Source organism: Pseudomonas sp. R3-18-08 (assembly GCF_003852065.1).
In the GTDB taxonomy this organism is placed as follows: domain Bacteria; phylum Pseudomonadota; class Gammaproteobacteria; order Pseudomonadales; family Pseudomonadaceae; genus Aquipseudomonas.
In genome coordinates this window covers 713,221-737,217 of record NZ_CP027729.1, presented here as the reverse complement: position 1 = coordinate 737,217, position 23,997 = coordinate 713,221, and the positions used below count along the sequence as shown (strand labels likewise).

General features: G+C 61.9%; 25 protein-coding genes and 2 pseudogenes. 23 read left to right on the top strand and 4 right to left on the bottom strand.

Features of this window, described 5'->3' with window-relative positions; genetic code table 11:
- The first annotated feature begins 23 nt into the window (after positions 1–23).
- The 4 genes from cbiE to C4J92_RS03230 all read left to right on the top strand — a co-directional run bounded on the left by cbiE (position 24) and on the right by C4J92_RS03230 (position 2,840).
- Positions 24–1,229 carry a precorrin-6y C5,15-methyltransferase (decarboxylating) subunit CbiE gene (gene cbiE, locus C4J92_RS03245; protein WP_124402937.1) on the top strand — a complete coding sequence of 402 codons (1,206 nt, stop codon included), beginning with the start codon at positions 24–26 and terminating at the stop codon, positions 1,227–1,229.
- A complete protein-coding gene (locus tag C4J92_RS03240; RefSeq protein ID WP_124402936.1) occupies positions 1,226–1,951 on the top strand; it encodes a cobalt-precorrin-6A reductase in 726 nt (241 codons plus the stop codon). The genes cbiE and C4J92_RS03240 overlap by 4 nt, the downstream gene beginning before the upstream one ends.
- A 125-nt stretch (positions 1,952–2,076) precedes the next feature.
- Entirely contained in the window at positions 2,077–2,355 is a 279-nt protein-coding gene (locus tag C4J92_RS03235; RefSeq protein WP_124402935.1) for a hypothetical protein, read from the top strand.
- Positions 2,352–2,840: a PIN domain-containing protein gene (locus C4J92_RS03230; protein WP_124369426.1), complete on the top strand. Its 489-nt coding sequence runs from the start codon at positions 2,352–2,354 to the stop codon at positions 2,838–2,840. The genes C4J92_RS03235 and C4J92_RS03230 overlap by 4 nt, the downstream gene beginning before the upstream one ends.
- Before the next feature lie 58 nt (positions 2,841–2,898).
- Here the strand turns inward: C4J92_RS03230 and C4J92_RS03225 are convergent, their stop codons facing one another.
- The gene (locus C4J92_RS03225) at positions 2,899–3,144 is read right to left on the bottom strand and encodes a DUF6124 family protein (RefSeq protein WP_124402934.1); all 246 of its coding nucleotides are present in this window, start codon (positions 3,142–3,144) and stop codon (positions 2,899–2,901) included.
- 410 nt (positions 3,145–3,554) lie between these two features.
- On the opposite strand from C4J92_RS03225, the pseudogene C4J92_RS27110 reads away from it, so the two are divergent.
- The 17 genes and pseudogenes from C4J92_RS27110 to ureC form a co-directional block, all read left to right on the top strand.
- A pseudogene (locus tag C4J92_RS27110) lies at positions 3,555–3,647 on the top strand (DNA-binding protein); the annotation flags it as partial.
- Positions 3,648–3,743: 96 nt separating this feature from the next.
- On the top strand, positions 3,744–4,136 hold the full coding sequence (locus C4J92_RS03215; protein WP_124402933.1) for a DUF2946 domain-containing protein: 393 nt from the start codon (positions 3,744–3,746) through the stop codon (positions 4,134–4,136).
- A 47-nt stretch (positions 4,137–4,183) separates the two neighbouring features.
- On the top strand, positions 4,184–4,666 hold the full coding sequence (locus C4J92_RS03210; RefSeq protein ID WP_124402932.1) for a copper chaperone PCu(A)C: 483 nt from the start codon (positions 4,184–4,186) through the stop codon (positions 4,664–4,666).
- 10 nt (positions 4,667–4,676) lie between these two features.
- Positions 4,677–5,066, top strand: a complete 390-nt coding sequence (locus tag C4J92_RS03205) for a DUF2946 domain-containing protein (protein WP_124361077.1) — start codon at positions 4,677–4,679, stop codon at positions 5,064–5,066.
- A 93-nt stretch (positions 5,067–5,159) separates the two neighbouring features.
- Positions 5,160–7,220, top strand: a complete 2,061-nt coding sequence (locus C4J92_RS03200; protein WP_124402931.1) for a TonB-dependent copper receptor — start codon at positions 5,160–5,162, stop codon at positions 7,218–7,220.
- 130 nt (positions 7,221–7,350) lie between these two features.
- The gene (locus C4J92_RS03195; RefSeq protein WP_124402930.1) at positions 7,351–8,712 is read left to right on the top strand and encodes a PepSY domain-containing protein; all 1,362 of its coding nucleotides are present in this window, start codon (positions 7,351–7,353) and stop codon (positions 8,710–8,712) included.
- Between the two features lie 196 nt (positions 8,713–8,908).
- Positions 8,909–10,174: an urea ABC transporter substrate-binding protein gene (gene urtA / locus C4J92_RS03190; protein WP_124402929.1), complete on the top strand. Its 1,266-nt coding sequence runs from the start codon at positions 8,909–8,911 to the stop codon at positions 10,172–10,174.
- A gap of 136 nt (positions 10,175–10,310) precedes the next feature.
- Positions 10,311–11,812 (top strand): annotated as a pseudogene (gene urtB, locus C4J92_RS03185) (urea ABC transporter permease subunit UrtB).
- The gene (urtC, locus tag C4J92_RS03180; RefSeq protein WP_124402928.1) at positions 11,812–12,879 is read left to right on the top strand and encodes an urea ABC transporter permease subunit UrtC; all 1,068 of its coding nucleotides are present in this window, start codon (positions 11,812–11,814) and stop codon (positions 12,877–12,879) included. The pseudogene urtB and the gene urtC overlap by 1 nt, the downstream one beginning before the upstream one ends.
- Positions 12,876–13,709 (top strand): urea ABC transporter ATP-binding protein UrtD, encoded by an 834-nt coding sequence (gene urtD / locus C4J92_RS03175; RefSeq protein ID WP_164487513.1) that lies wholly within the window; start codon positions 12,876–12,878, stop codon positions 13,707–13,709. Before urtC ends, urtD begins: the two co-directional genes overlap by 4 nt.
- A gap of 68 nt (positions 13,710–13,777) precedes the next feature.
- The gene (urtE, locus tag C4J92_RS03170) at positions 13,778–14,476 is read left to right on the top strand and encodes an urea ABC transporter ATP-binding subunit UrtE (protein WP_124365663.1); all 699 of its coding nucleotides are present in this window, start codon (positions 13,778–13,780) and stop codon (positions 14,474–14,476) included.
- Between the two features lie 31 nt (positions 14,477–14,507).
- On the top strand, positions 14,508–15,347 hold the full coding sequence (locus C4J92_RS03165; protein ID WP_124402926.1) for an urease accessory protein UreD: 840 nt from the start codon (positions 14,508–14,510) through the stop codon (positions 15,345–15,347).
- Between the two features lie 144 nt (positions 15,348–15,491).
- Positions 15,492–15,794 (top strand): urease subunit gamma, encoded by a 303-nt coding sequence (gene ureA, locus C4J92_RS03160; protein ID WP_003171437.1) that lies wholly within the window; start codon positions 15,492–15,494, stop codon positions 15,792–15,794.
- 9 nt (positions 15,795–15,803) lie between these two features.
- Positions 15,804–16,316, top strand: coding sequence for a GNAT family N-acetyltransferase (locus C4J92_RS03155; RefSeq protein ID WP_124361068.1), 513 nt, complete (start codon positions 15,804–15,806; stop codon positions 16,314–16,316).
- A 5-nt stretch (positions 16,317–16,321) separates the two neighbouring features.
- Positions 16,322–16,855: a GNAT family N-acetyltransferase gene (locus C4J92_RS03150; protein ID WP_124402925.1), complete on the top strand. Its 534-nt coding sequence runs from the start codon at positions 16,322–16,324 to the stop codon at positions 16,853–16,855.
- On the top strand, positions 16,852–17,157 hold the full coding sequence (locus C4J92_RS03145) for an urease subunit beta (RefSeq protein ID WP_124402924.1): 306 nt from the start codon (positions 16,852–16,854) through the stop codon (positions 17,155–17,157). The genes C4J92_RS03150 and C4J92_RS03145 overlap by 4 nt, the downstream gene beginning before the upstream one ends.
- Before the next feature lie 114 nt (positions 17,158–17,271).
- Positions 17,272–18,972 carry an urease subunit alpha gene (gene ureC / locus C4J92_RS03140; protein WP_124402923.1) on the top strand — a complete coding sequence of 567 codons (1,701 nt, stop codon included), beginning with the start codon at positions 17,272–17,274 and terminating at the stop codon, positions 18,970–18,972.
- A 128-nt stretch (positions 18,973–19,100) separates the two neighbouring features.
- Here ureC and C4J92_RS03135 read toward each other — a convergent pair whose 3' ends face one another.
- Positions 19,101–20,039, bottom strand: a complete 939-nt coding sequence (locus tag C4J92_RS03135) for a DnaJ C-terminal domain-containing protein (RefSeq protein ID WP_124402922.1) — start codon at positions 20,037–20,039, stop codon at positions 19,101–19,103.
- Between the two features lie 236 nt (positions 20,040–20,275).
- Here C4J92_RS03135 and C4J92_RS03130 point away from each other — a divergent pair, with 236 nt between their 5' ends.
- Positions 20,276–21,544, top strand: a complete 1,269-nt coding sequence (locus tag C4J92_RS03130; RefSeq protein WP_124361063.1) for an Hsp70 family protein — start codon at positions 20,276–20,278, stop codon at positions 21,542–21,544.
- A 125-nt stretch (positions 21,545–21,669) separates the two neighbouring features.
- Here the strand turns inward: C4J92_RS03130 and C4J92_RS03125 are convergent, their stop codons facing one another.
- Positions 21,670–22,683: an AI-2E family transporter gene (locus tag C4J92_RS03125; RefSeq protein ID WP_124361062.1), complete on the bottom strand. Its 1,014-nt coding sequence runs from the start codon at positions 22,681–22,683 to the stop codon at positions 21,670–21,672.
- 205 nt (positions 22,684–22,888) lie between these two features.
- A complete protein-coding gene (locus tag C4J92_RS03120; protein WP_124369412.1) occupies positions 22,889–23,188 on the bottom strand; it encodes a PsiF family protein in 300 nt (99 codons plus the stop codon).
- 236 nt (positions 23,189–23,424) lie between these two features.
- On the opposite strand from C4J92_RS03120, the gene C4J92_RS03115 reads away from it, so the two are divergent.
- Positions 23,425–23,955 carry a bacterioferritin gene (locus C4J92_RS03115; RefSeq protein WP_124402921.1) on the top strand — a complete coding sequence of 177 codons (531 nt, stop codon included), beginning with the start codon at positions 23,425–23,427 and terminating at the stop codon, positions 23,953–23,955.
- Positions 23,956–23,997 lie beyond the last annotated feature (42 nt).

Sequence of the window (23,997 nt, the reverse complement as noted above, 5' to 3'; positions counted from 1 at the left end):
CGGATGTCGCTCAAGGAATTGATATGTCGCCCTGGCTGACGGTAGTAGGCATCGGTGAAGACGGCTTCAAGGGCCTGGGCAGAAACGCCCGGCACGCCTTGCTGCGCGCCACGCGGATTATAGGGGCGCAGCGCCAGTTGGACCTGTTGCCGGTGTGCATTCGCGGTGAGCGCGAGTTGTGGCCGAGCCCGTTCTCCCTGGAACCGGTACTGGCGCGGCGCGGTGAACCGGTGTGCGTATTGGCCAGCGGCGACCCGATGTTCTATGGCGTGGGCGCCAGTCTGGCGCGACAGATTGCGGCGCAAGAGTTGCTGATTGTGCCCGCGCCGTCGTCGGTATCCCTTGCAGCCGCGCGTTTGGGCTGGCCGTTACAGGACGTGGTGACGTTATCCGTGGTGGCGCGGCCCGTCGCGGCAATCAACGCGCATCTGGCCAGCGGTGTGCGCGTGTTAGTGCTGAGTAATGACGGTGGCAGCCCTGCGTTGATCGCTGCGGTGTTGACCGAGGCCGGGTTCGGGCCGAGCCGATTGAGCGTGTTTGAACACTTGGGCGGGACGAATGAGCGACGTGTCGACGGCCTGGCCGAGGATTGGCAGCACCACTCGGCCGCCGATCTGAACCTGGTCGCCATCGAGTGCCTGGCCTCGCCCGACACGCCACGCCTGTCGCGCCTGGCAGGCCTGCCGGATAGCGCCTTTAAGCACGACGGCCAACTGACCAAGCGCGATGTGCGCGCCATGACCCTCGCGCGCCTGGCCCCCATGCCGGGCGAGCTGCTGTGGGACGTGGGCGCAGGCAGCGGTTCCATCGGTATCGAATGGATGCGCACGCATCCCAGCTGCCGCGCACTGGCGATTGAAGCCGACGCAGGCCGCCAAGACTTGATCGAACACAATCGCGACGCCCTCGGCGTGCCCGGCCTGCACCTGGTACGCGGCACCGCCCCGGACGCCTTGCATGGCCTGCCGACACCCGACGCCATCTTCATCGGCGGCGGCGTCACCCGCGACGGCGTACTCGACAGCTGCTGGCAACAGCTGCGCCCCGGTGGTCGACTCGTCGCCAACGCCGTAACCCTGCAAAGTGAAATGACCCTGATGAACTGGCGCGCCGAGCACGGCGGCGAACTGACGCGCATCCATGTGGCCCAGGCCCAGCCGCTGGGAGAATTCGATACCTGGCGCCAGGCGCTGCCGATTACCTTGCTGGAAGTGGTCAAGCCGCTATGAAACGGATTCTGCTGCTGGGCGGTGTGACCGAAGCGCTGGCCATCGCGCGGACGTTAGGGCCGGAACATATCTACAGCCTGGCGGGCGTGGGGCGTGTGCCGACCGATCTGACCTGCCAGGTACGGGTCGGCGGTTACGGTGGCGCTGAGGGCCTGGCGCAGTTTGTTCGGGATGCGGGGATCAGCCTGATCCTCGACGCGACCCATCCTTATGCAGCGCAGATCAGCCAGAACGCGGCACGGGCGGCGCAATTGTGCGGTGTCCCCTGCTGGGCGCTGCGTCGACCGGCCTGGCAGCCGCAGGCCGGTGACGATTGGCGTGAGGTCAGTGATTGGGCCGAGCTGATCGAAGCACTCAAACCGTTCAATCGTCCCCTCTTCACCTTGGGTCGCGAACCGTTGCAGCACCTCGACGAAATCCCCGCCAACCAATTCTGGACGCTGCGCGCGCTGGATGTGTATCCGGGCAATGATCGCTGTGAAGTGATTGGCGCACGCGGCCCGTTCCTGATTGAAGACGAACGTGCGCTGTTTGAACGACGCGGGATTGATGTGCTGATCAGCAAGAACAGTGGCAGCACGGCCACCGAGCCGAAGCTGGAAGTGGCGCGGGAACGCGGGGTGCCGGTGTTGGTGTTGAAGCGGCCGGTGTTGGCGGCGGTGGACAGGGAGCTTTTGTCGCCCGCGGAAACAATCGATTCGTTGGCATATTTCATTCGATAGATCAGGATCATCCGCCACCTCTATCCAATCTATTGTTGCTACAAGGGACGGCGATGAACCCACAACACGAAGTGCTAAACTCCAGGAACAGTTCAAGCCAGACCCAAGGATATTCAGGAGCTGACATGATAGAAGTTAAAGAAGCCGTCCAAGTTGCCAAGGCAGCCGCAAACGACTTTCTCGGACAAGAGACAGCCCTGCAAGACCTGATGCTCGAGGAAGTAGAGTTGAATCCAGATAATAAAACCTGGGCCATTACACTGGGCATCAATGTTCCCAACCCCAATCAATATGAACGACTAGGTGCATCTCTCGCGGGACACATGTATGCACGAAAATACAAAACATTCATCATTGACTCGGAGACTGGCGAGTTCCGCTCCATGAAGATTCGCGAAGTATGATAGAGGCCTACATCAAGCAATATCGAAGAAAAGGACTCATCGTTGACACTAATTTGCTACTCCTGGCCCTGATAGGAGGAACGTCCAGCATCGTAGCGTTCAAGAGAACACGCGGCTACAGCGATGACGACTATCAACTTCTACTCAAAGTGATTGATCAGTTCGAAAAGCTTGTTGCAACCCCTCACATACTCGCTGAAGTCAGTAACCTTACAAACGGACTTCATGGAAGCAAGCTGCGCGATTTTTATTCAACATTAAAAAATTCACTGTCAACAATAATCGAGATTCATAATCCAGCTTTGGCTATAAGTCGTGATTATGAGCTATCGCCCTACGGTCTTACCGACGTCGGCATTGTTGCCGCAGCAAAAGATAATTATCTGGTTTTAACTGACGATCTCAGGGTCGCTGGGTTTGCTCATCAGCACTGCGTAGATGTCGTTAATTTCAATCATATACGGGAAGCCAGTTGGGAGGTCTGATACCTGCCACACGATCATTCCCACGCTTAAGCGCAGGAACGATCGCTCATCGAACTTGTTAACGACTTGCAGCCTGTCCTCCACCTTCGTGCACCCTGTCAGCAAGCAATTGTGCCAGCTCGATCAACTGCGCAACGCCCAGCAATTCCTCGCGTGGTGCGCCTTCCAGGTTAAAGGCAATGTCGCAACTCAGCGCATTGGCCGAGGCGAGTGTTTCGCTGAGGTTGACCAGCAGGTCTTCGGTGCTGACTCCATCGGCCACGGTGAACAGCCGGATGGGGGGATTTGGGGTGGGTTTGATCATTGTGAAGCTCCTTAATCTAAGTGGAGCTGCCAACTAATCGCCGCGACGCGATGGGGGTGGCAGCTGTGCGCAGGTTCGCGGACCGGAGATTAAGGAAGCCGGCATACCCGAAGGTATCCCGCGCACAGCCACCATAGCGCCGAACAGTAGACGATAAAAAAGCGTCAACTGAAAGGAGGCAATGCTTAATCAATCCGAGCCGCGACGCCCGACCGCTGAGTTTGCAGCGGTGTACGGAGACTAGAGATTGAGTTTCCTACCGGCAACCTCAAAGAGTTGTCGGAGATTTCTGTTTGATCGTTCCCACGCTCCGCGTGGCAACGCATCCCGTGACGCTCCGCGTCACAATTACTAGAGCAGACGCAGAGCGTCCTGGGCTGCATTCCCACGCAGAGCGTGGGAACGATCGAAAAGCCCTCTCCAGCACTGGTAATCCCGAGTTCGCGACTATCATGAAAGTAATAAAGGCCTTGGGTCTCAAGCTTCACGCCACGGCAATCTGATAGCACTGCGACACCAAACCACACCGCCCCTTTTTACTTATCCCCCCGATCAGGCTAAATACCCGCCTGATCGTTTAACCCTACGGATTATCCGCCATGGCCCGTCAACGCTTTGCAATTGCCTGGATCGCCTGCCTTGCAGTGCTGTTCAATGCGTTTGCCATGCCGCTGGCCAGTGCGATGCAGCAGGCGGATGACCCGGTCAAGCGGTTGATGTGGGGCAGTTTCTGCTCTTCCAACGGCGCCAGCTTGAAGACGCTCGCCCTAAGCACGCTGGAGGTTCCGGCGGCGCCGGATGATCACTCTGCCATGCAGCATTGCTGGTGTTGCTCAGGTTCGGCATCGTGGGTGGCGTTGCCGGGGCATGTGCCGCGGCTGTATGTCACAGGGTTCGAAGCCCTGCGCGGCCTGCCGGCGCCTGCACTGCAAAACCCCACGCCACGCCAGCAATGGCCGAGCCTCAACCCCCGCGCCTCTCCAACGGTCTGATCTTCTTCGCAAGTGAACTGCGTTTAGAACTGTTCTGGAGAACTGCCATGCTCAAATCTTCCCTGCTTTTGGCGGCGTTGCTGCTGCCGGTGTTCAGTGCCGCCAATGCCGATGACTACAAGGTCGGCGACCTGTTGGTCAGCGATCCCTGGTCCCAGGAATTGCCGCCGAATGCGCCCACCGTTGCGGCGTACTTCGTGATTCATAACACCGGCGCTTCCCCGGACCGCCTGCTCAGCGTCGAAACCAGCGTCGCCGAAAAAGCCGAGTTGCACGAGCATGTGATGCAAGGCGACCTGATGAAGATGCAACAAGTGCCCAGCGTCGCCGTGCCGGCCAAGGGCGAGCTGACCTTCGCGCCGATGGCTTACCACGTCATGCTGCTGGGCCTCAAAGACCGCAGCCTGTTGGCCGACGGCAAGCAGTTCCCGCTGACCCTGACCTTTGAAAAGGCCGGCAATGTCGTCGTGAACGTATCGGTGCAGAAAACGCCGCCGGTGCCCGCCCACGCGCATCAGCACGCCCAATAGGCTGACCTTGATGGGCGCCTCTCGCGCCAGGCTGTCTCCACGCCCGCGCCTGATGCGTGGCAGTTGGATCAGTCTGTTCGCCATGCTGATGATCTTTATCGGCCCGCTGATTTCCCAAGCGATGCCGATGGATCATCACGCCGGTATGTCGATGGACATGCCGAGCTGCCATGGCGAGCCCAAGCCCACCAAAACCCCCGACGAGCACCACGTACTCTGGGAAAAGTGCGGCTATTGCAGCCTGCTCTTCAGTTGCCCGGCCCTGCCCGGCGGCGTGTCCTTCATTGCCCTCGACGCCCCGCCGCCCGCCAACGCCCTTCCCCCCGCCCCGCGCCTGGGCCATGCCCGGCAAAGCATCTTCCCCGGCGCCCGCAGTCGCGCGCCGCCCATCGCCTCGTAAGCCCTACATCGCGTTACTTCACACCGGCCGACTTTAAACAGACAGCCGCAGGCTGCTGGCCGTGTCGTTTACGATTGATTGATGGAATTTTTCATGTCCAGGTTTTCTGCCGACACCCGTTTGGGGGTTGCCCCTGCTTTTGCCGTACTGTGCGGCGCACTGCTTGCTCCGCAGGCCCACGCGGACGAACACGAGTTGAGCCCTACGGTGATCACCGCGATCGCCCCCAGCTCGCCACTCACCGTGGTCACCAACCCGAAAGACCCACGCCAGCCAGTGCCCGCCAGCGATGGTGGCGACTACCTCAAGACCATCCCCGGCTTCGCCCTGGTACGCAATGGCGGCACCAATGGCGACCCGGTGCTGCGCGGCATGTTCGGCTCGCGCCTGAATATCCTCACCAACGGCGGCATGATGCTCGGCGCCTGCCCCGGCCGGATGGACGCGCCCACCTCGTACATCTCGCCGGAAACCTACGACAAGCTCACCGTGATCAAGGGCCCGCAAACCGTGCTGTGGGGCCCCGGTGCGTCAGCCGGCACCGTGCTGTTCGAGCGTGAGTCGGAACACTTCGGCGAGCTGGGCACGCGGCTCAACGCCAGCGTATTGGCCGGTTCCAACGGCCGTTTCGACAAGGTCATCGATGCCGCTGCCGGCGGGCCGCTGGGCTATGTGCGGGTGATCGGCAACCAGGCCCACGCCGACGATTACAAGGACGGCAACAACGACACGGTCGCGTCGCGCTATGACAAATGGAATGGCGATGTCGCCGTCGGCTTCACCCCCGACGCGGATACGCTGCTCGAACTCACCGCCGGCCGTGGCGATGGCGAGGCACGTTACGCCGGGCGCGGTATGGACGGGTCGCAGTTCCTGCGCGAAAGCCTGGGGCTGCGCTTCGAGAAGTCCAACCTCGGCGAGGTGCTGGATAAAGTTGAGGCTCAGGTCTACTACAACTACGCCGACCATGTGATGGACAACTACAGCCTGCGCGTACCGTCCGGCACCGGCATGATGGCCGGGCCCATGGCCTCCAACGTCGACCGCCGCACCCTCGGTGCAAGGGTCAAGGCCACGTGGCGCTGGGCCGATGTGCAATTGATCGGCGGCCTGGACGCGCAGACCAACGAACATCGCGCGCGCAGCAGTATGGGCGTCGACACCTACAAGGAGCTGCCGCGCGACAAGGACGCCAACTTCCACAACTACGGCGTATTTGGCGAGCTGACCTGGTACGCCGCCGACCGCGACCGCCTGATCACCGGCGCACGCCTGGACCGCGCCTCGGCCAAGGATTTTCGCCAACGCACCGGCTCGGGAATGATGTCGCGCCCGAACCCGACCGCCGGCGACACCCGCGCCGATACCTTGCCGTCAGGCTTTGTGCGCTACGAGCACGACCTGGCGGACACCCCCACCACGCTGTATGCCGGCGTGGGCCACGCCGAACGCTTCCCGGATTACTGGGAGCTGTTTTCCCCCAACACAGGCGCGGTCGGCTCGGCCAATGCCTTCGACGGCGTAAAGCCCGAGAAGACCACCCAGCTGGATGTCGGCGCGCAATACAAAACCGCCAACCTGCAAGCGTGGGCCTCGGCTTACGTCGGCCAAGTGCACGACTTCATCCTGTTCGACTACCGGCCCGGCATGATGGGCACCACCTCCCAGGCGCGCAATGTCGACGCGCGCATCATGGGCGGTGAACTGGGTGCGGCCTACACACTGACGCAACACTGGAAAGCCGACGCCAGCCTCGCTTACGCCTGGGGCAAGAACAGCAGCGACGGCAAGGCACTGCCACAGATGCCGCCGCTGGATGCGCGCCTGGGCCTGACCTACAGCGAAGCTGACTGGAGCGCCGGGGCCTTGTGGCGCGTGGTCGCGGCGCAAAACCGTATCGACCCGAACAAGGGCAATGTGGTCGGCAAGGACTTCGACAAGAGCGGCGGCTTTGGTGTGTTCTCACTGAACGCGGCGTACCGCATCAATAAAAACTTCAAGGTCAGTACCGGTGTCGACAATCTGTTCGGCAAGGCTTATGCCGAGCATTTGAATCTGGCGGGGAATGCCGGGTTCGGTTACCCGGCCAGCGACCCGCAGGCCATCAAGGAGCCGGGGCGAACCCTCTGGACCAAGGTGGATATGAGCTTCTAAAAGCATCGGGGGCAAGTCGAATCGCCGCACCGCCCCTCCCACATTTGGAATGCATTCCAATGTGGGAGGGGGCTTGCTCCCGATGGCGGTGTAACTGACACAAATAAATCAAAGCCTTGCGGAGCCCTCGATGACCACTCAAAAAACCTCCTTCTACAACCTGGCCTGGCGCTGGCACTTCTACGCCGGGCTCTTCGTCGCCCCCTTCATGGTGCTGCTGGCCCTGACCGGCATCATCTACCTGTTCAAACCCCAGCTCGATCCCCTGATGTACGGCGACCTGCTCAAAGTGCCCGCCGCCGCGCAGGCACTCAGCGCCGACGCGCAACTGCAACGGGCCAAGGCCGCTTACCCCCAGGCCGCGATCAGCAAATACCTGCCGCCCGCCGATGCCACCGCCAGCGCGCAGTTCGTGATGCAACACCAAGGCCGCGAAATCACTGTATTCGTTGACCCGTATCGCGGCACCGTGCTCGGTGAGCAGGACGCCAAGAACAACCTGCAAGCCATCGCCCGCGCCCTGCATGGCGAGCTGATGATCGGCACCACGGGTGACCGCCTGATTGAGCTCGCTGCCGGTTGGGGCGTGATGCTGGTGGTGTCCGGCCTGTACCTGTGGTGGCCGCGCGGTCAGTCATCGGCGGGCGTGTTATGGCCACGCCTGGGCAGCCGAGGGCGGTTGTTCTGGCGCGACCTGCATGCTGTCGCCGGCTTCTGGGGCGCGGCTTTCCTGCTGGTGATGCTGCTCAGCGGCATGACCTGGACGGGGTTCTGGGGCAAGCAATACGCTGACCTGTGGAACACCTTCCCGGCGGCGATGTGGAACAACGTGCCGCAATCGGACCAGCAGGCGCGCAGCCTCAATACCGCCAGCCAGCAGACCGTGCCCTGGGCCATGGAAAACACACCGATGCCGATGTCCGGCGACCACGCCGAACACATGAACCACGGCGCCATGCATGCAGGCCCCGCCGCGCCCACCGTCAGCCTGCAACAGGTGGTCGACCTGGCCACGGCGCGCAAGGTCGAGCCCGGCTACAGCATCACCTTCCCCACCACGGCCACGGGCGTGTTCACGGTCGCGGTGTTCGCCGACGACCCACGCAACGACGCCACGCTGCATGTGGACCAGTACACCGGCAAGGTGCTCGCCGACGTGCGCTGGGCCCATTACAACGGCGTCGCACGCGCCACCGAAACCGGCGTGATGCTGCACGAAGGCAAGATGTTCGGCTGGGTCAACCAACTGATCGTGCTGGTGATCTGCCTGATGATCCTGCTCAGCGCGGTGAGTGGCGTGGTGATCTGGTGGAAGCGTCGGCCGCAGGGCGGGCTGGGTGTGCCGCCCCTGCGTCATGATTTGCCCAGATGGAAAACCGCCACGGCGATCATGCTCGGCCTGGCAATCATTTTCCCGTTGGTGGGCGCTTCGCTGATCGTCGTGTGGGTGCTGGACCGCCTGATCCTGTCACGGGTCAGCGTCACCGCGTAGTAGTGGATTGCGCAACGCCCTGTTTTGAAGCTTGCCGTGCACTGCGCAACGGAATGTGGCGCCATGCTGGTGCGCCACTATGCCTAAGCGCCTCCCGAACCCGCCTGTAATCCTGTGCCTCGCGTAGCAGGCACAGCCCTTGCAAAGTCGTGTGTATCTGCCCAACAAAAACTATCGGTTTTACGGAGATCGCACCATGAAGCGTCGCAGCTTGATCAAGGCTTTCACTTTGTCGGCATCCATTGCCGCCATGGGCATGACCTGGACCCTCCAGGCCGCCGAGACCATCAAGGTCGGCATCCTGCACTCGTTGTCCGGGACCATGGCGATCTCCGAAACCTCGCTCAAGGACATGGCGCTGATGACCATCGACGAGATCAACGCCAAGGGCGGTGTGAACGGCAAGATGCTCGAACCGGTGGTGGTCGACCCCGCGTCCAACTGGCCGCTGTTCGCTGAGAAAGGCCGCCAGTTGCTGACCCAGGACAAGGTCGCCGTGGTGTTCGGTTGCTGGACCTCGGTGTCGCGTAAATCGGTCTTGCCGGTGTTCGAAGAGCTCAATGGCCTGCTGTTCTACCCGGTGCAATACGAAGGCGAAGAGATGTCGCCGAACGTGTTCTACACCGGCGCGGCGCCGAACCAGCAGGCGATCCCGGCGGTGGAGTACCTGATGAGCGAAGAAGGCGGCGGCGCCAAGCGCTTCTTCCTGCTGGGCACCGACTATGTGTACCCGCGCACCACCAACAAGATCCTGCGCTCGTTCCTGCATTCCAAAGGCGTGGCGGACAAAGACATCGAAGAGGTCTACACCCCGTTCGGCCACAGCGATTACCAGACCATCGTCGCCAACATCAAGAAGTTCTCCGCCGGCGGCAAGACCGCAGTGATTTCCACCGTGAACGGCGACTCCAACGTGCCGTTCTACAAGGAACTGGCCAACCAGGGTCTGAAGGCGACCGATGTACCGGTGGTGGCGTTCTCCGTGGGTGAAGAGGAGCTGCGCGGCATCGACACCAAGCCACTGGTGGGCAACCTCGCGGCCTGGAACTACTTCCAGTCGGTGGAGAACCCGGTGAACCAGAAGTTCGTGGCCGACTGGAAAGCCTACGCCAAGAAACACAACCTGCCAGGCGCAGACAAGGCCGTGACCAACGACCCGATGGAAGCCACCTACGTGGGCATCCACATGTGGGCGCAGGCGGCGCAGAAGGCCAAGTCCACCGACGTCGACAAAGTGCGTGAAGCCCTGGCCGGCCAGACCTTCGCCGCTCCGTCCGGCTTCACCCTGACCATGGACAAGACCAACCACCACCTGCACAAGCCGGTGATGATCGGCGAAATCCAGGCTGACGGGCAGTTCTCGGTGGTGTGGCAGACCAATGAGCCGATTCGTGCGCAACCGTGGAGCCCGTATATTCCGGGCAATGACAAGAAGCCCGATTACGCCGTGAAGAGCAACTAAGCCCCACCACAGGCCAAATGTGGGAGGGGGCTTGCTCCCGATAGCAGTGTGCCAGGCAATGCATCTGGCACTGAACCACCGCTATCGGGAGCAAGCCCCCTCCCACACTGTCCGTGCATGACTAGGACACTTGTTTATGCCCGCTGCCCTCAATCGCTATTTACTCGCCTTGCTGTTGTTGCTGCCTTTGGCCGCACACGCCAGCGACGCCGAAGACTTCATCAACGCCAACCCGGCGCAGCAAGCCAAGCTCCTTCAGGACTGGGCCGCCCAGCCAGACCCGGCGCGCATCGAACTGGTGGACGCCCTGCAACAAGGCCAACTCACCGTCAACGGTGAAACCAAGACCGTGCGCCTGAACAACCGCCTGCGCGGCCTGATCGATAATGTACAGGCCAGCCAGCGACTGCTCGCGGCCGATCCCAAGGTACGCCTTGATGCGGCGCGCACCCTGCAAAAAAGCGCGGTGCCGGCCCAGCTTAAATTCCTCGACCAACGGCTCGCCACCGAGCCCGATGAGCAAGTGCACAGCGCCCTCAGCCTGGCCCTGGCCAACCTGCAACTGGTCGACAGCGACCCGGTGGTGCGCCTGGCCGCCGTGCGCTTGCTCGGCAGCACGGGCGACCCGCTGGCCCGCACTCGCCTCGAAGCCTTGCTCGCGCCCGGCGTCGAAACCGAAGCCACCGTGCACACCGCCGCCGAAACCAGCCTGGCCCAGGTCAAACGCAAATTGATGGTCGGGGAGATCCTCGGCCAAGCCTTCAGCGGCATGTCGCTGGGCTCGATTCTGCTGCTCGCGGCCCTGGGCCTGGCGATCACCTTCGGCCTGCTGGGCGTGATCAATATGGCCCACGGCGAAATGCTGATGCTCGGCGCCTATTCCACCTATGTCGTGCAGATGCTGATGCAGCGCTACGTGCCCCAGGCCATCGAGTTCTACCCGCTGATCGCGCTGCCGGTGGCGTTTTTTGTCACTGCCGCCATCGGCATGGCGCTGGAGCGTACGGTGATTCGTCACCTGTATGGCCGCCCGCTGGAAACCTTGCTCGCCACCTGGGGCATCAGCCTGATGCTGATCCAACTGGTGCGGTTGGTGTTCGGCGCACAGAACGTCGAAGTGTCCAACCCCGCCTGGCTGTCCGGGGCATTCAGGTGCTGCCCAACCTGGTGCTGCCGTACAACCGCCTGGTGATCATTGCCTTTGCGCTGTTCGTGGTGGCGCTGACCTGGCTGCTGCTGAACAAGACGCGCCTGGGTCTCAACGTGCGCGCCGTCACCCAGAACCGCAACATGGCCGCCTGCTGCGGTGTGCCGACCGGGCGGGTAGACATGCTCGCCTTTGGCTTGGGGTCCGGCATCGCGGGGCTGGGCGGCGTCGCCCTGAGCCAGATCGGCAACGTCGGCCCGGACCTGGGCCAGAGCTACATCATCGACTCGTTCCTGGTGGTGGTGCTTGGCGGTGTGGGCCAGCTTGCCGGCAGCGTCACGGCGGCCTTCGGCCTGGGCATCGCCAACAAGATTCTTGAACCGCAGATCGGCGCCGTGCTCGGCAAGATCCTGATCCTCGCGCTGATCATTCTGTTTATCCAGAAACGCCCGCAAGGACTCTTCGCACTGAAAGGACGGGTGATCGACTGATGAACCAGCCATTGATGCTTACGGCCGCACAGAAAGCCGGCCCCAAGGTGACGATCACCGTCGGCGCGATCCTGCTCGCGGTGCTGCTGGCGCTGCCGTTGCTGTCGCTGTTGCCGGCGGAAAACGCCTTTCATATCTCCGCCTACACCTTGACGCTGGTGGGCAAGATCCTCTGCTATGCCATCGTCGCCCTGGCGCTCGACCTGGTGTGGGGCTACGCCGGGATGTTGTCCCTGGGCCACGGTTTGTTTTTCGCCCTGGGCGGTTATGCGATGGGCATGTACCTGATGCGCCAGGCGTCCGGCGATGCGTTGCCGGCGTTCATGACCTTTTTGTCGTGGACCGAATTGCCCTGGTACTGGGCGGGCACCCAACACTTCTGGTGGGCGCTGTGCCTGGTGGTGCTGGCGCCGGGGTTGCTGGCTCTGGTGTTCGGCTTCTTCGCCTTCCGCTCGCGGATCAAGGGCGTGTATTTCTCGATCATGACCCAGGCCCTGACCTTTGCCGGGATGCTGCTGTTCTTTCGCAACGAGACCGGGTTCGGCGGCAACAACGGCTTTACCAATTTCCGCAGCATCCTGGGCTTCGGCATCACCGAACCGGGCACGCGGGCGGTGTTGTTCGTGGCCACGGTGCTGCTGCTGGTGACGAGCCTGTACCTCGGCTGGCGCCTGGCCCGCAGCAAGTTCGGCCGGGTGCTCACCGCGTTGCGTGATGCGGAAAACCGTCTGATGTTCTGCGGCTATGACCCGCGCGGCTTCAAGCTGTTCGTGTGGGTATTGAGCGCAGTGTTGTGCGGCTTGGCGGGGGCGTTGTATGTGCCGCAAGTGGGCATCATCAACCCCAGCGAAATGTCGCCGACCAACTCCATCGAAGCCGCCGTGTGGGTGGCCCTGGGCGGGCGCGGCACCTTGATCGGCCCGTTGCTCGGCGCCGGCGTGGTCAATGGCATGAAGAGCTGGTTCACCGTGGCCTTTCCGGAATACTGGCTGTTCTTCCTCGGGGCGTTGTTCATTCTGGTCACCCTGTACCTGCCCAAGGGCGTTATCGGCCTGCTGAAGAAATGAGGAACGTCATGCTTGAACCTATTTTCGACGCGGGCAGCGGCCGCGAGGCCATCGGTATCGGCCAGGCTGCGGGCAAAGGCCTGAACACCCGCCACGGCACCATCCTGACCCTGGAGGACATCAGCGTCAGCTTCGATGGCTTCAAGGCCTTGAACGACCTCAACCTCTACATCGGCGTCGGCGAGCTGCGCTGCATCATCGGCCCCAACGGCGCAGGCAAGACCACGCTGATGGACGTGATCACCGGCAAGACCCGGCCCAGCCACGGCAAGGCCTGGTTCGGCGAAACCCTGGACCTGACCGGCATGAGCGAAGTGCAGATCGCCCAGGCGGGTATCGGCCGCAAGTTCCAGAAACCCACGGTGTTCGAAGCCCTCACGGTGTTCGAAAACCTCGAGCTGGCGCAGAAGACCGACAAGTCCGTCTGGGCCAGCCTGCGCGCACGCTTGAGCGGCGAGCAGAAAGACCGCATCGATGAAGTGCTCGACACCATCCGCCTCACGGCCTCGGCACAGCGCCCGGCCGGGTTGCTGTCCCACGGGCAGAAGCAGTTCCTGGAGATCGGCATGCTGCTGATGCAGGACCCGCAACTGTTGCTGCTGGACGAACCGGTGGCGGGCATGACCGATGCCGAAACCGAATTCACCGCCGAACTGTTCAAGGGCCTGGCGGGCAAGCATTCGTTGATGGTGGTGGAGCACGACATGGGCTTTGTCGGCTCGATTGCCGACCACGTCACCGTGTTGCACCAGGGCAGCGTGTTGGCCGAGGGGTCGCTGGAACAGGTGCAGGAAAATGAGCGGGTGAACGAGGTCTACCTCGGTCGCTGATCGTTCCCACGCTCTGCGTGGGAATGCCGCCCCGGACGCTCCGCGTCCTTTCATCAGGAGGTTTGAGAATGCTGCAAGTCGACAAGCTGCACCAGTACTACGGCGGTAGCCACATCCTGCGCGGCCTGTCGTTTGACGTGCAGATCGGCGAAGTCACCTGCCTGCTCGGGCGTAATGGCGTGGGCAAGACCACCCTGCTCAAATGCCTGATGGGCCTGCTGCCGGCCAAGGAAGGCGCGGTGAGCTGGGAGGGCAAGCCGATCACCGGGTTCAAGCCGCATCAGCGCGTACATGCTGGCATTGCCTACGTGCCCCAGGGCCGGGAAATTTTCGGCCGGCTGACGGTGGAAGAAAACCTGCTGATGGGCCTTTCGCGCTTCCCCGGTGCCCAAGCCAAGGAAGTGCCGGCCTTTATCTACGAGCTGTTCCCGGTGTTGCTGCAGATGAAGCACCGGCGCGGAGGGGATTTGTCCGGCGGCCAGCAGCAACAGTTGGCCATCGGCCGCGCCTTGGCGAGTCGCCCGCGGTTGTTGATTCTCGATGAGCCCACCGAAGGCATTCAGCCCTCGGTGATCAAGGAAATCGGCGCGGTGATCAAGAAACTCGCGGCACGCGGTGACATGGCGATTCTCTTGGTGGAGCAGTTCTACGACTTCGCCGCTGAACTGGCCGACCAGTACCTGGTGATGTCCCGTGGCGAAATCGTGCAGCAGGGCCGGGGGGAAAATATGCAAAGCGAGGGTGTACGCGGACTGGTAACCATCTAATCTGTAGCGTCCTAACGATAAGCACAAAACCATGAACCTCCCCGTCACCCCTGCCCTGTTCACCCCCAGCTGGCGCGCCGAGCTGGAACTCGGCTATGCGCGTTTCGGCGACACCACACGCCCGGTGCTGCGCCGTCACCTCGGCCCGCTGCGCGTGCAAAAACACCTGTACGCCGAAGGCCCCGAGGTGTGCCAGCACATCATCGTGCACCCGCCCGGCGGCATTGCCGGCGGTGATCGACTCGATATCAGCGCACAGGTTGCCCAAGGCGCCTGGGCGCAATTGACCAGCCCCGGCGCGGCCAAGTGGTACCGCGCCAGCGGCCCGGCGTTTCAGCAGTTGAATTTGCGCGTGGAGGCCGGCGCGACCCTGGAATGGCTGCCCCAGGAAACCATCGTATTCAGCGCCGCCCAGGCCGAACTCAGCACGCGCATCGACCTGCACGGCGATGCGCGGTTGTTCTACTGGGACGTGGTCGCCCTCGGGCGCCCGGCCAGCGGCGAACGGTTCGACCTCGGCCACTTTCAATCGCACCTTGATATCCGTCGCGACGGCCAGTTGCTCTGGCATGAGCGCCAGCGCATTGTGGGCGGCGATGGGCTGCTGGATTCGCCTATCGGGCTGGATGGGCAACCGGTGTTCGCTACGTTGCTGGTAACCGGTGAAGTCGATGCTCAATTGCTCGAACACTGCCGCTCACTGCCCAACGCGGTGCGCGGCGACTTGACCCAACTGCCCGGTTTGCTGGTCGCGCGCTGCCTGGCCAGCGAAGCGCTGCTGGCGCGGGGATGGTTGATTGAATTATGGAAACTGTTGCGCCCGGCGCTGCTTGGCCGCGAAGCGGTATCACCGAGAATCTGGAGCACATGAAGATCAAAATGTGGGAGGGGGCTTGCTCCCGATGGCGGTGGGTCAGTAACAGATGTATTGGCTGACACCCTGCTATCGGGAGCAAGCCCCCTCCCACACTTGATCTCCTTGTATTTATGAATGTATTTCACGACGGACTGAACCATGGATTTGACCCCACGGGAAAAAGACAAACTGCTGATCTTCACCGCCGGCCTGGTAGCCGAACGCCGCCTGGCGCGTGGGGTGAAGCTCAACTACCCGGAAACCATCGCCTATATTTCCGCCGCGCTGATGGAAGGCGCCCGCGATGGCCGCACTGTGGCCGACCTGATGCACTACGGCACGACCCTGCTCAGCCGTGAGCAAGTGATGGAAGGCATTCCGGAAATGATCCCGGACATCCAGGTCGAAGCCACCTTCCCGGACGGCACCAAGCTGGTCACTGTCCATCAACCCATTGCGTGAGGCGCGGCAATGATTCGTGATGCTACCGAGCAAGACCTGCCGGCAATCCGCGATATCTACAACGACGCAGTGTTGAACACCACGGCGATCTGGAACGAACAGCCGGTCGACCTGGCTAACCGCCAGGCGTGGTTCAGCGCCCGCCAGGCCCAGGGCTATCCGATCCTGGTGGCGGTGGAAAACGCCGAAGTCACCGGCTACGCCTCGTTCGGCGACTGGCGGCCCTTCGAAGGCTTTCGCTACAGCGTCGAGCACTCGGTTTACGTGCGCAACGACCAGCGCGGCAAGGGCCTCGGCCCGCGCTTGATGCAGGCCCTGATCGAACGCGCGCGCAGCGGCGGCAAACAGGTGATGGTCGCGGCCATCGAAAGCGGCAATCTGGCCTCGATCCGCCTGCATGAACGCCTGGGTTTCATCACCACCGGGCAGATGCCGCAAGTGGGTATCAAGTTCGGCCGCTGGCTCGACCTGACCTTTATGCAACTGGCCTTGAACCCGGGCGCCGAACCGCCCAAGGAGTGAGATCGATGAGCGCTGCGCAACTGCGTCGAGTCAATGCTGAAAGCTTTGCCCATTACCGCCTCGGCTTGATCGAGCTGTTGCTGGACGCGGTCCGGCATGGCGCCTCGGTGGGTTTCATGGCCGACTTCGATGAGGCCCAGGCCCGCGTGTACCTGAGCGGTGTGCAAGCCGGCATCGAAGACGCCAGCCTGTTGCTGTGGGTGGTGGTGCGCGATGAGCAGGTGGTCGCCAGCGTGCAGTTGGCGCTGTGCCAGAAAGCCAATGGCCTGAACCGTGCCGAGGTGCAGAAGCTGCTGGTGCACAGCTGTGCGCGGCGCCACGGCCTGGGGCAGCAATTGATGAATGCCCTGGAACTCGCCGCACGCCAGCACAAGCGCGGTTTGCTCTACCTCGACACCGAAGCCGGCTCCGGCGCCGAGGCCTTCTACCAGTCGCTGCGCTACACCAAGGTCGGCGAATTGCCCGACTACTGCCAAAGCCCGGACGGGCGCTACAGCCCGACCGCCATTTACTTCAAGACCCTGGGGCAACCTGCATGATTCCTGGCGAATTCCAGATCCAGCCTGGCGAGATCGAACTGAACGTGGGCCGGCGCACCATCAGCCTGAGCGTGGCCAACAGTGGCGACCGGCCGATTCAGGTGGGCTCGCATTATCATTTTTTCGAGACCAATGATGCGCTGACCTTCGACCGCGCCGCGAGCCGTGGCATGCGCCTGAATATTCCGGCGGGGACGGCGGTGCGGTTTGAGCCGGGGCAGGCGAGGACTGTCGAGCTCGTCGACCTGAGCGGATTGCGGCGAGTGTATGGGTTTGCGGGGAGAGTCATGGGCGAGCTTTAGGCCGACTGCAAGCGATCAGCTGCAAGCTGCAAGAAAGAGCAGTTTGCGGCGCCCCATTGGCTTTTACTTGACGCTTGCGGCTAACAGCTTGCAGCTCATACCGAGGAACGAGATATGAAAATCGATCGTCAGGCATATGCCGACATGTACGGCCCCACCGTTGGCGACAAGGTCCGCCTGGCCGACACCGAGCTGTTCGTCGAAGTCGAGCAGGACTTCACCGTGTATGGCGAAGAAGTGAAATTCGGCGGCGGCAAGGTGATCCGTGACGGTCAGGGCCAGAGCCAGTTACTCGCCCACGAAGTGGTCGACACCCTGATCACCAACGCGCTGATCATCGACCACTGGGGCATCGTCAAGGCCGACGTGGGCCTTAAGAACGGCCGCATCCACGCCATTGGCAAAGCCGGCAACCCCGACATCCAGCCCGGCGTGACCATGGCCATCGGCGCCAGCACCGAAGTGATCGCCGGCGAAGGCATGATCCTCACCGCCGGCGGTATCGACTCCCATGTGCATTTCATCTGCCCGCAGCAGATCGAAGAGGCGCTGACCAGCGGCATCACCACCATGATCGGCGGCGGCACGGGACCTGCCACCGGCACCAACGCCACCACCTGCACCTCAGGGCCTTGGCACCTGGCGCGCATGCTGCAGGCCAGTGATTCGTTCCCGATGAACATCGGCTTTACCGGCAAGGGCAACGCGAGCCTGCCCGAGCCGTTGATCGAACAGGTCAAGGCCGGCGCCATTGGCTTGAAGCTGCACGAAGACTGGGGCACCACACCCGCCAGCATCGATAACTGCCTGAGCGTCGCCGATGCATACGACGTGCAGGTGGCAATCCACAGCGACACTCTCAACGAATCCGGCTTCGTCGAAACCACCCTCGCCGCGCTCAAGGGCCGCACCATACACACCTACCACACCGAAGGGGCCGGTGGCGGGCATGCACCGGACATCATCAAGGCCTGCGGCTTGCCGAACGTGCTGCCCAGCTCCACCAACCCGACGCGGCCGTTCACCCGCAACACCATCGATGAACACCTGGACATGCTGATGGTCTGCCATCACCTGGACCCGAGCATCGCCGAAGACGTGGCCTTCGCCGAAAGCCGCATCCGCCGCGAGACCATTGCCGCCGAAGATATCCTGCACGACCTCGGCGCGTTTTCGATGATCAGTTCCGACAGCCAGGCCATGGGCCGCGTCGGCGAAGTGATTACCCGCACCTGGCAGACCGCCGACAAGATGAAAAAACAGCGCGGCGCCCTGCCCGGTGACGGCCCGGGCAACGACAACTTTCGCGCCAAGCGCTATATCGCCAAGTACACCATCAACCCGGCGATCACCCATGGCATCAGCCATATCGTCGGCTCCATCGAAGTTGGCAAATGGGCCGATCTGGTGCTGTGGCGCCCGGCGTTCTTCGGGATCAAGCCCACGCTGATCCTCAAGGGCGGCGCGATTGCCTCGAGCCTGATGGGCGATGCCAACGCTTCGATTCCCACACCGCAGCCGGTGCACTACCGGCCGATGTTCGCCAGCTTCGGCAGCTCACTGCATGCCACCAGCCTGACCTTTATCAGCCAGGCGGCACAGGAGGCCGGCCTGCCCGAGGCCCTGGGTTTGAAAAAACAGATTGCGGTGGTCAAGGGCTGTCGCGAGGTGCAGAAGAGCGACCTCATCCATAACGATTACCTGCCGGATATCGAGGTGGACCCGCAGACGTATCAGGTCAAGGCCGATGGTGTATTGCTGTGGTGTGAACCCGCTGACGTACTGCCGATGGCGCAGCGCTATTTCCTGTTCTGACAACCGCCTCACTGTAACTGTAGGAGCGAGCTTGCTCGCGAAGCACTCAAAGACGCCGCGTTTATTCAGGTTGTACGCGTTATCGTTGACGTTCTTCGCGAGCAAGCTCGCTCCTACAGTAAGGCAGCTTAGAAGTTTTCGCGCGGATTGAAGTTGGCTTTCTTGGCCAGCTCCTGCCACAACGCTTTCACCTCGTCGCTACCTGCCGGCGGCATCACCGCCTTGAGCTGCACGAACAGGAAACCTCGCTGGCCAGCCTTGTTCAGCAACCCATGGCCCTTGGCGCGCATGCGCTGGCCGTTCTGGCTGCCGGCGGGCACCTTGAGGTTGATCTTGCCGGTCAGCGTAGGCACCGGGACTTCCGTGCCCAGCGCCAATTCCCACGGCGCCAGCGGCAGGTTGATCACCAGGTTTTCGCCATCCACTTCAAACTTGGCATGCGGCGCGAACTTGATGATCAGGTACAGATCACCGTTGGCACCGCCGCCAATACCGGGCGCGCCCTGGGCCTTGAGACGGATACGTTCACCGTCGGCCACACCGGCCGGGATCTTCACGTTCAGGTTCTTGACCGTATTGCTCACGTGCCGGCCAGAAGCGTCGTACTGAGGCACCTGGAAGCTGATCTGCTTGGACTCGGTGGACAGCGTCTCCTCGAGGGACACCGACAGCTGCATCTCCACGTCCTGGCCCTTGCGCCCGGCAGGGCGGCGCTGGCCGCCGCCGAACCCGTCACTGCGCGAGCCGAAGATCGAGCTGAAGAAGTCCGAGAAATCCTCAGTGCCCGCGCTACCGCCAAAGCCGCCACGGCTCTGCCAGCCAGGTGGCCCCTGGAACGGCTGACCGTGCTGGCCATATTTGCGCAGCTCGTCGTACTCGGCACGCTTGTCCGCGCTCTTGAGGGCTTCATAGGCTTCGGACGCGTCCTTGAACTTGGCTTCGGCGTCTTTTTCCTTGCTGACGTCCGGGTGATATTTGCGCGCGAGCTTGCGATAGGCGGCTTTGATTTCCTTGTCATCGGCGCTCGGCTCGACACCCAATATCTTGTAGTAGTCTTTGAAATCCATCGGTGGTTCACCATCCTTAAACGAGATCGCACAGCCCGGACACAAGGTGCGCTGGTTTGCACGTGTTGAGTCTTGCGGCCTGGGGTGCGTCGGAGTTTTACAGGCACTTGCCGTATGCACCAGATGTGGGGGCGAATCGCGCGCTTTCAAGCGCTATTTAACGGATGGTCGGCCTACGCATCCGGCGTCGACTGGCATACACTGCGCGGCCGTTTTGCAACCGGAACCCGATCGACATGAAAAACCCATCCCCAGCCCGTGCCTGCGGCATCGACTTCGGCACGTCCAACTCCACCGTCGGCTGGATCCGCCCCGGCGAGGAGACGCTTATCGCGCTGGAGGACGACAAGATCACCCTGCCGTCGGTGGTGTTCTTCAACTTCGAGGAACGCCGCCCGGTGTACGGTCGCCTGGCGCTGCATGAATACCTGGAGAACTACGAAGGCCGCTTGATGCGCTCGCTCAAGAGCCTGCTGGGTTCCAAGCTGATCAAGCACGACACCAGCGTATTGGGCACGGCGATGCCGTTCACCGACCTGCTGGCGCTGTTCATCGGCCAGCTCAAGAGCCGCGCCGAAGCCACCGCCGGCCGCGAGTTCGAAGAAGTGGTGCTGGGGCGCCCGGTGTTTTTCGTCGATGACGACCCGATGGCCGACCAGGAAGCGGAAAACACCCTGGTCGATGTGGCCCGCAAGATCGGCTTCAAGGACATCTCGTTCCAGTACGAACCGATTGCCGCCGCGTTCGACTACGAGTCGACCATCGAAAAAGAAGAGCTGGTGCTGATCGTCGATATCGGCGGCGGTACCTCCGACTTCTCCCTGGTGCGCCTGTCGCCGGACCGTCGTCACAACGACAACCGCCAGAGCGACATCCTCGCCACTGGTGGCGTGCACATCGGCGGTACCGACTTCGACAAGCAGCTCAGCCTGCAAGGCATGATGCCGCTGTTCGGCTACGGCAGCCGCATGAAAAGCGGCGCCTACATGCCGACCAGCCACCACATGAACCTGGCTACCTGGCACACCATCAACTCGGTGTACTCGCAGAAATCCCAGCTGGCCCTGAGCAGCATGCGCTACGACATCGAAGACACCGGCGGCATCGACCGCCTGTTCAAGCTGATCGAACAGCGTGCCGGGCACTGGTTGGCGATGGAAGTAGAAGAAACCAAGATCCAGCTGACCCATGAAGACAGCCGCCTGGTGTTGCTGGACCGGGTTGAGCCTGGCTTGAGCGTGGAACTGAGCCGCAACCTGTTCGAATCGGCCATCGATGGCCTGCTCGAGCGCGTGCGCAACAGCGTGACCCAACTGCTCAACGACGCCTCGGTGGATGTGGCCCAGGTGGACACGGTGTTCTTCACCGGTGGTTCCAGCGGAATCCCGGCACTGCGCCACAGCATCTCGGCGATGCTGCCGAATGCGCGGCATGTGGAAGGCAATATCTTTGGCAGTATTGGCAGTGGGTTGGCGATTGAGGCGAGTAAGCGCTACGGTTGCTGAATTTCACCTGAAACACCGTGGTGACTTCATCGGGGGCAAGCCCCCTCCCACCTTTGATTTGTGAACACGGTCAAAATGTGGGAGGGGGCTTGCTCCCGATGAGGCCCGCCCAGGCAAAACACGGCTTAAACCATTCCGCCGAGCTTCAGCTCACTCTTCAAATACGCATAATAAATCGGCCCCGCCACCACCCCCGGCAGCCCGAACGCGGCCTCAAACACCAGCATCGCCAGCAGCAACTCCCACGACTTGGCACTGATCTGCCCGCCGACGATGCGCGCGTTGAGGAAGTACTCGACCTTGTGGATCACGATCAAATACCCCAGCGCCGCCACCGCGACCCAGATCGACAGCGACAACGCGACAATCGTGATCAGGGTGTTGGACATCAGGTTGCCGATCACCGGCAGCAGGCCGAGCAGGAAGGTCAGCACGATCAGGGTTTTGGTCAGCGGCAGGTGAATGCCGCACAGCGGCAGCACCACGGCGAGGAACACGGCGGTGAAGGCAGTGTTGAGCGCGGCGATCTTGATCTGGGCGAAGACGATGTTGCGAAACGCCTGGACCAACAGGTGCAGGCGGTCGAACAACGCGGCGGCCAAGGGTTTGCGCTTGGTCAGGTCGGGCACGCGCTGCAGGGCGATGATCGCGCCGAGCACCATGCCGATCAGCAAGGTGACGAACATATGAGCCGCGTCTTTGCCGACCAGTTGCAGTTCGCTCAGGTGTTTGCTCAGCCAGTCGCCGATGGCCACGCGGAATTCGGCGGCGCTGGCGGGCAGATAGGCATCGATGGACGGCGGTAACTGGCCGCGTGCGCGGTCGACCACGTGCATGAATTTATCCAGCGAGGCGCCGGGATTTTCCGCTTCGTGCAGCAGAAAGCTGATCGCGCCGGCGAAGATCAGCGTGAGCACGCTGACGATCAAGGTGCCAAGCAAGGCTACCGCCAGCCAGCGCGCACGCCGCCCTTCGATCAGGCGCTGCAGTTGGGGAGTAAGCATGTTGACCAGTTCATAGACCAACAGGCCGGCCAGCAGGCTGGGCAGCAGTTTCAGCGGCAGCACCAGCAGCAACCCGCCGAAAATGATGATGTAGCTGGACAGCAACAACACATGACGCTGAGAAAACGTTGGCATACAGCCTCAAAACGAACGGCGTTAAAGGATGGGCAGTCTGCCAGCCTTGCGGGAATCAAGCGAGGGGGCGGTTGTGAATGCGATCAAGTGTGGGCGGCGGTGAATCAGCCTATGAATCGGTTGACTGACATTGCGCTATCGGGGGCAAGTCGAATCGTCGCACCGCCCCTCCCACATTTGATCAGCAGCGCCTGCACAATTGTGATTAACCCTTCAGGCAAGTACTCATGAACGTCTTGCGCGCATCACCGGCCAACGCCTTGGTTTTCGCCGACGCGTTGCAATCCTTCATCTTCTGCTGCTGCGGGGTCAGGGTCTTGGCGTCATTGGCCGCCGGGGCCGACAGGCAGGTCTTCATGAAGGCCTTGCGCTCGTCGCCCTTGAGGGTCTTGGTAGAGGCTTCGGCATTGCAGGTGGTCATTTTGTTTTGCTGGGCGGTGGCGGCAAAACCTTGGGAACACAGCAGCAGGCTCATCATGATCAACGGAATACGCAGCATCTTCATGGAGTTTTCTCCCGGTTACCGTGCCGAAGGGCGCGGCCTACAGCGCAGTGTAGTCAAAACTCGTTACAACTTCACCGGCCATGGATATTCCAATCGCCGCGATGCCAGTACACGGAGTGCTCATGACACATCCGGTTAAATCCGATAAAACTTTTCGTCCCTTGCGCGACTCACAACCTGGAGCGATCACGCCGGCAGAGCGTGGCGTAAAACCGGATTAGCCCCAGGAGATTGAGATGACTGAAGCACACTTGACTGACGTTGCGACCCTGCGCAGCCGCGCCCGCCAGAACGTCGAAAACGGTGCCGTGACCGAAGGCTATGGTGCCGACCGCGAAGAAATCATCCGCCTGCTCAACGAAGCGTTGGCCACAGAGCTGGTCTGCGTGTTGCGCTACAAGCGTCATTACTTCATGGCCAGCGGCCTGAAAGCCAGCGTCGCCGCCGACGAGTTCCTGGAGCACGCCACCCAGGAAGCCGAACACGCCGACAAACTCGCCGAACGCATCGTGCAACTGGGCGGCGAGCCGGAGTTCAACCCCGACCTGTTGTCGAAGAACTCCCACGCACAATACGTGGCGGGCAATTCGCTGAAGGAAATGGTTTACGAAGATCTGGTGGCCGAGCGCATCGCGGTGGACAGCTATCGCGAGATCATTCAGTACATCGGCGATAAAGACCCGACTACCCGTCGCATCTTCGAAGAGATCCTGGCCCAGGAAGAAGAACACGCCGATGACATGGCGGATATTCTGCAGGGTCTGTAACCCGTAATACCGCAATACCAATGTGGGAGGGGGCTTGCTCCC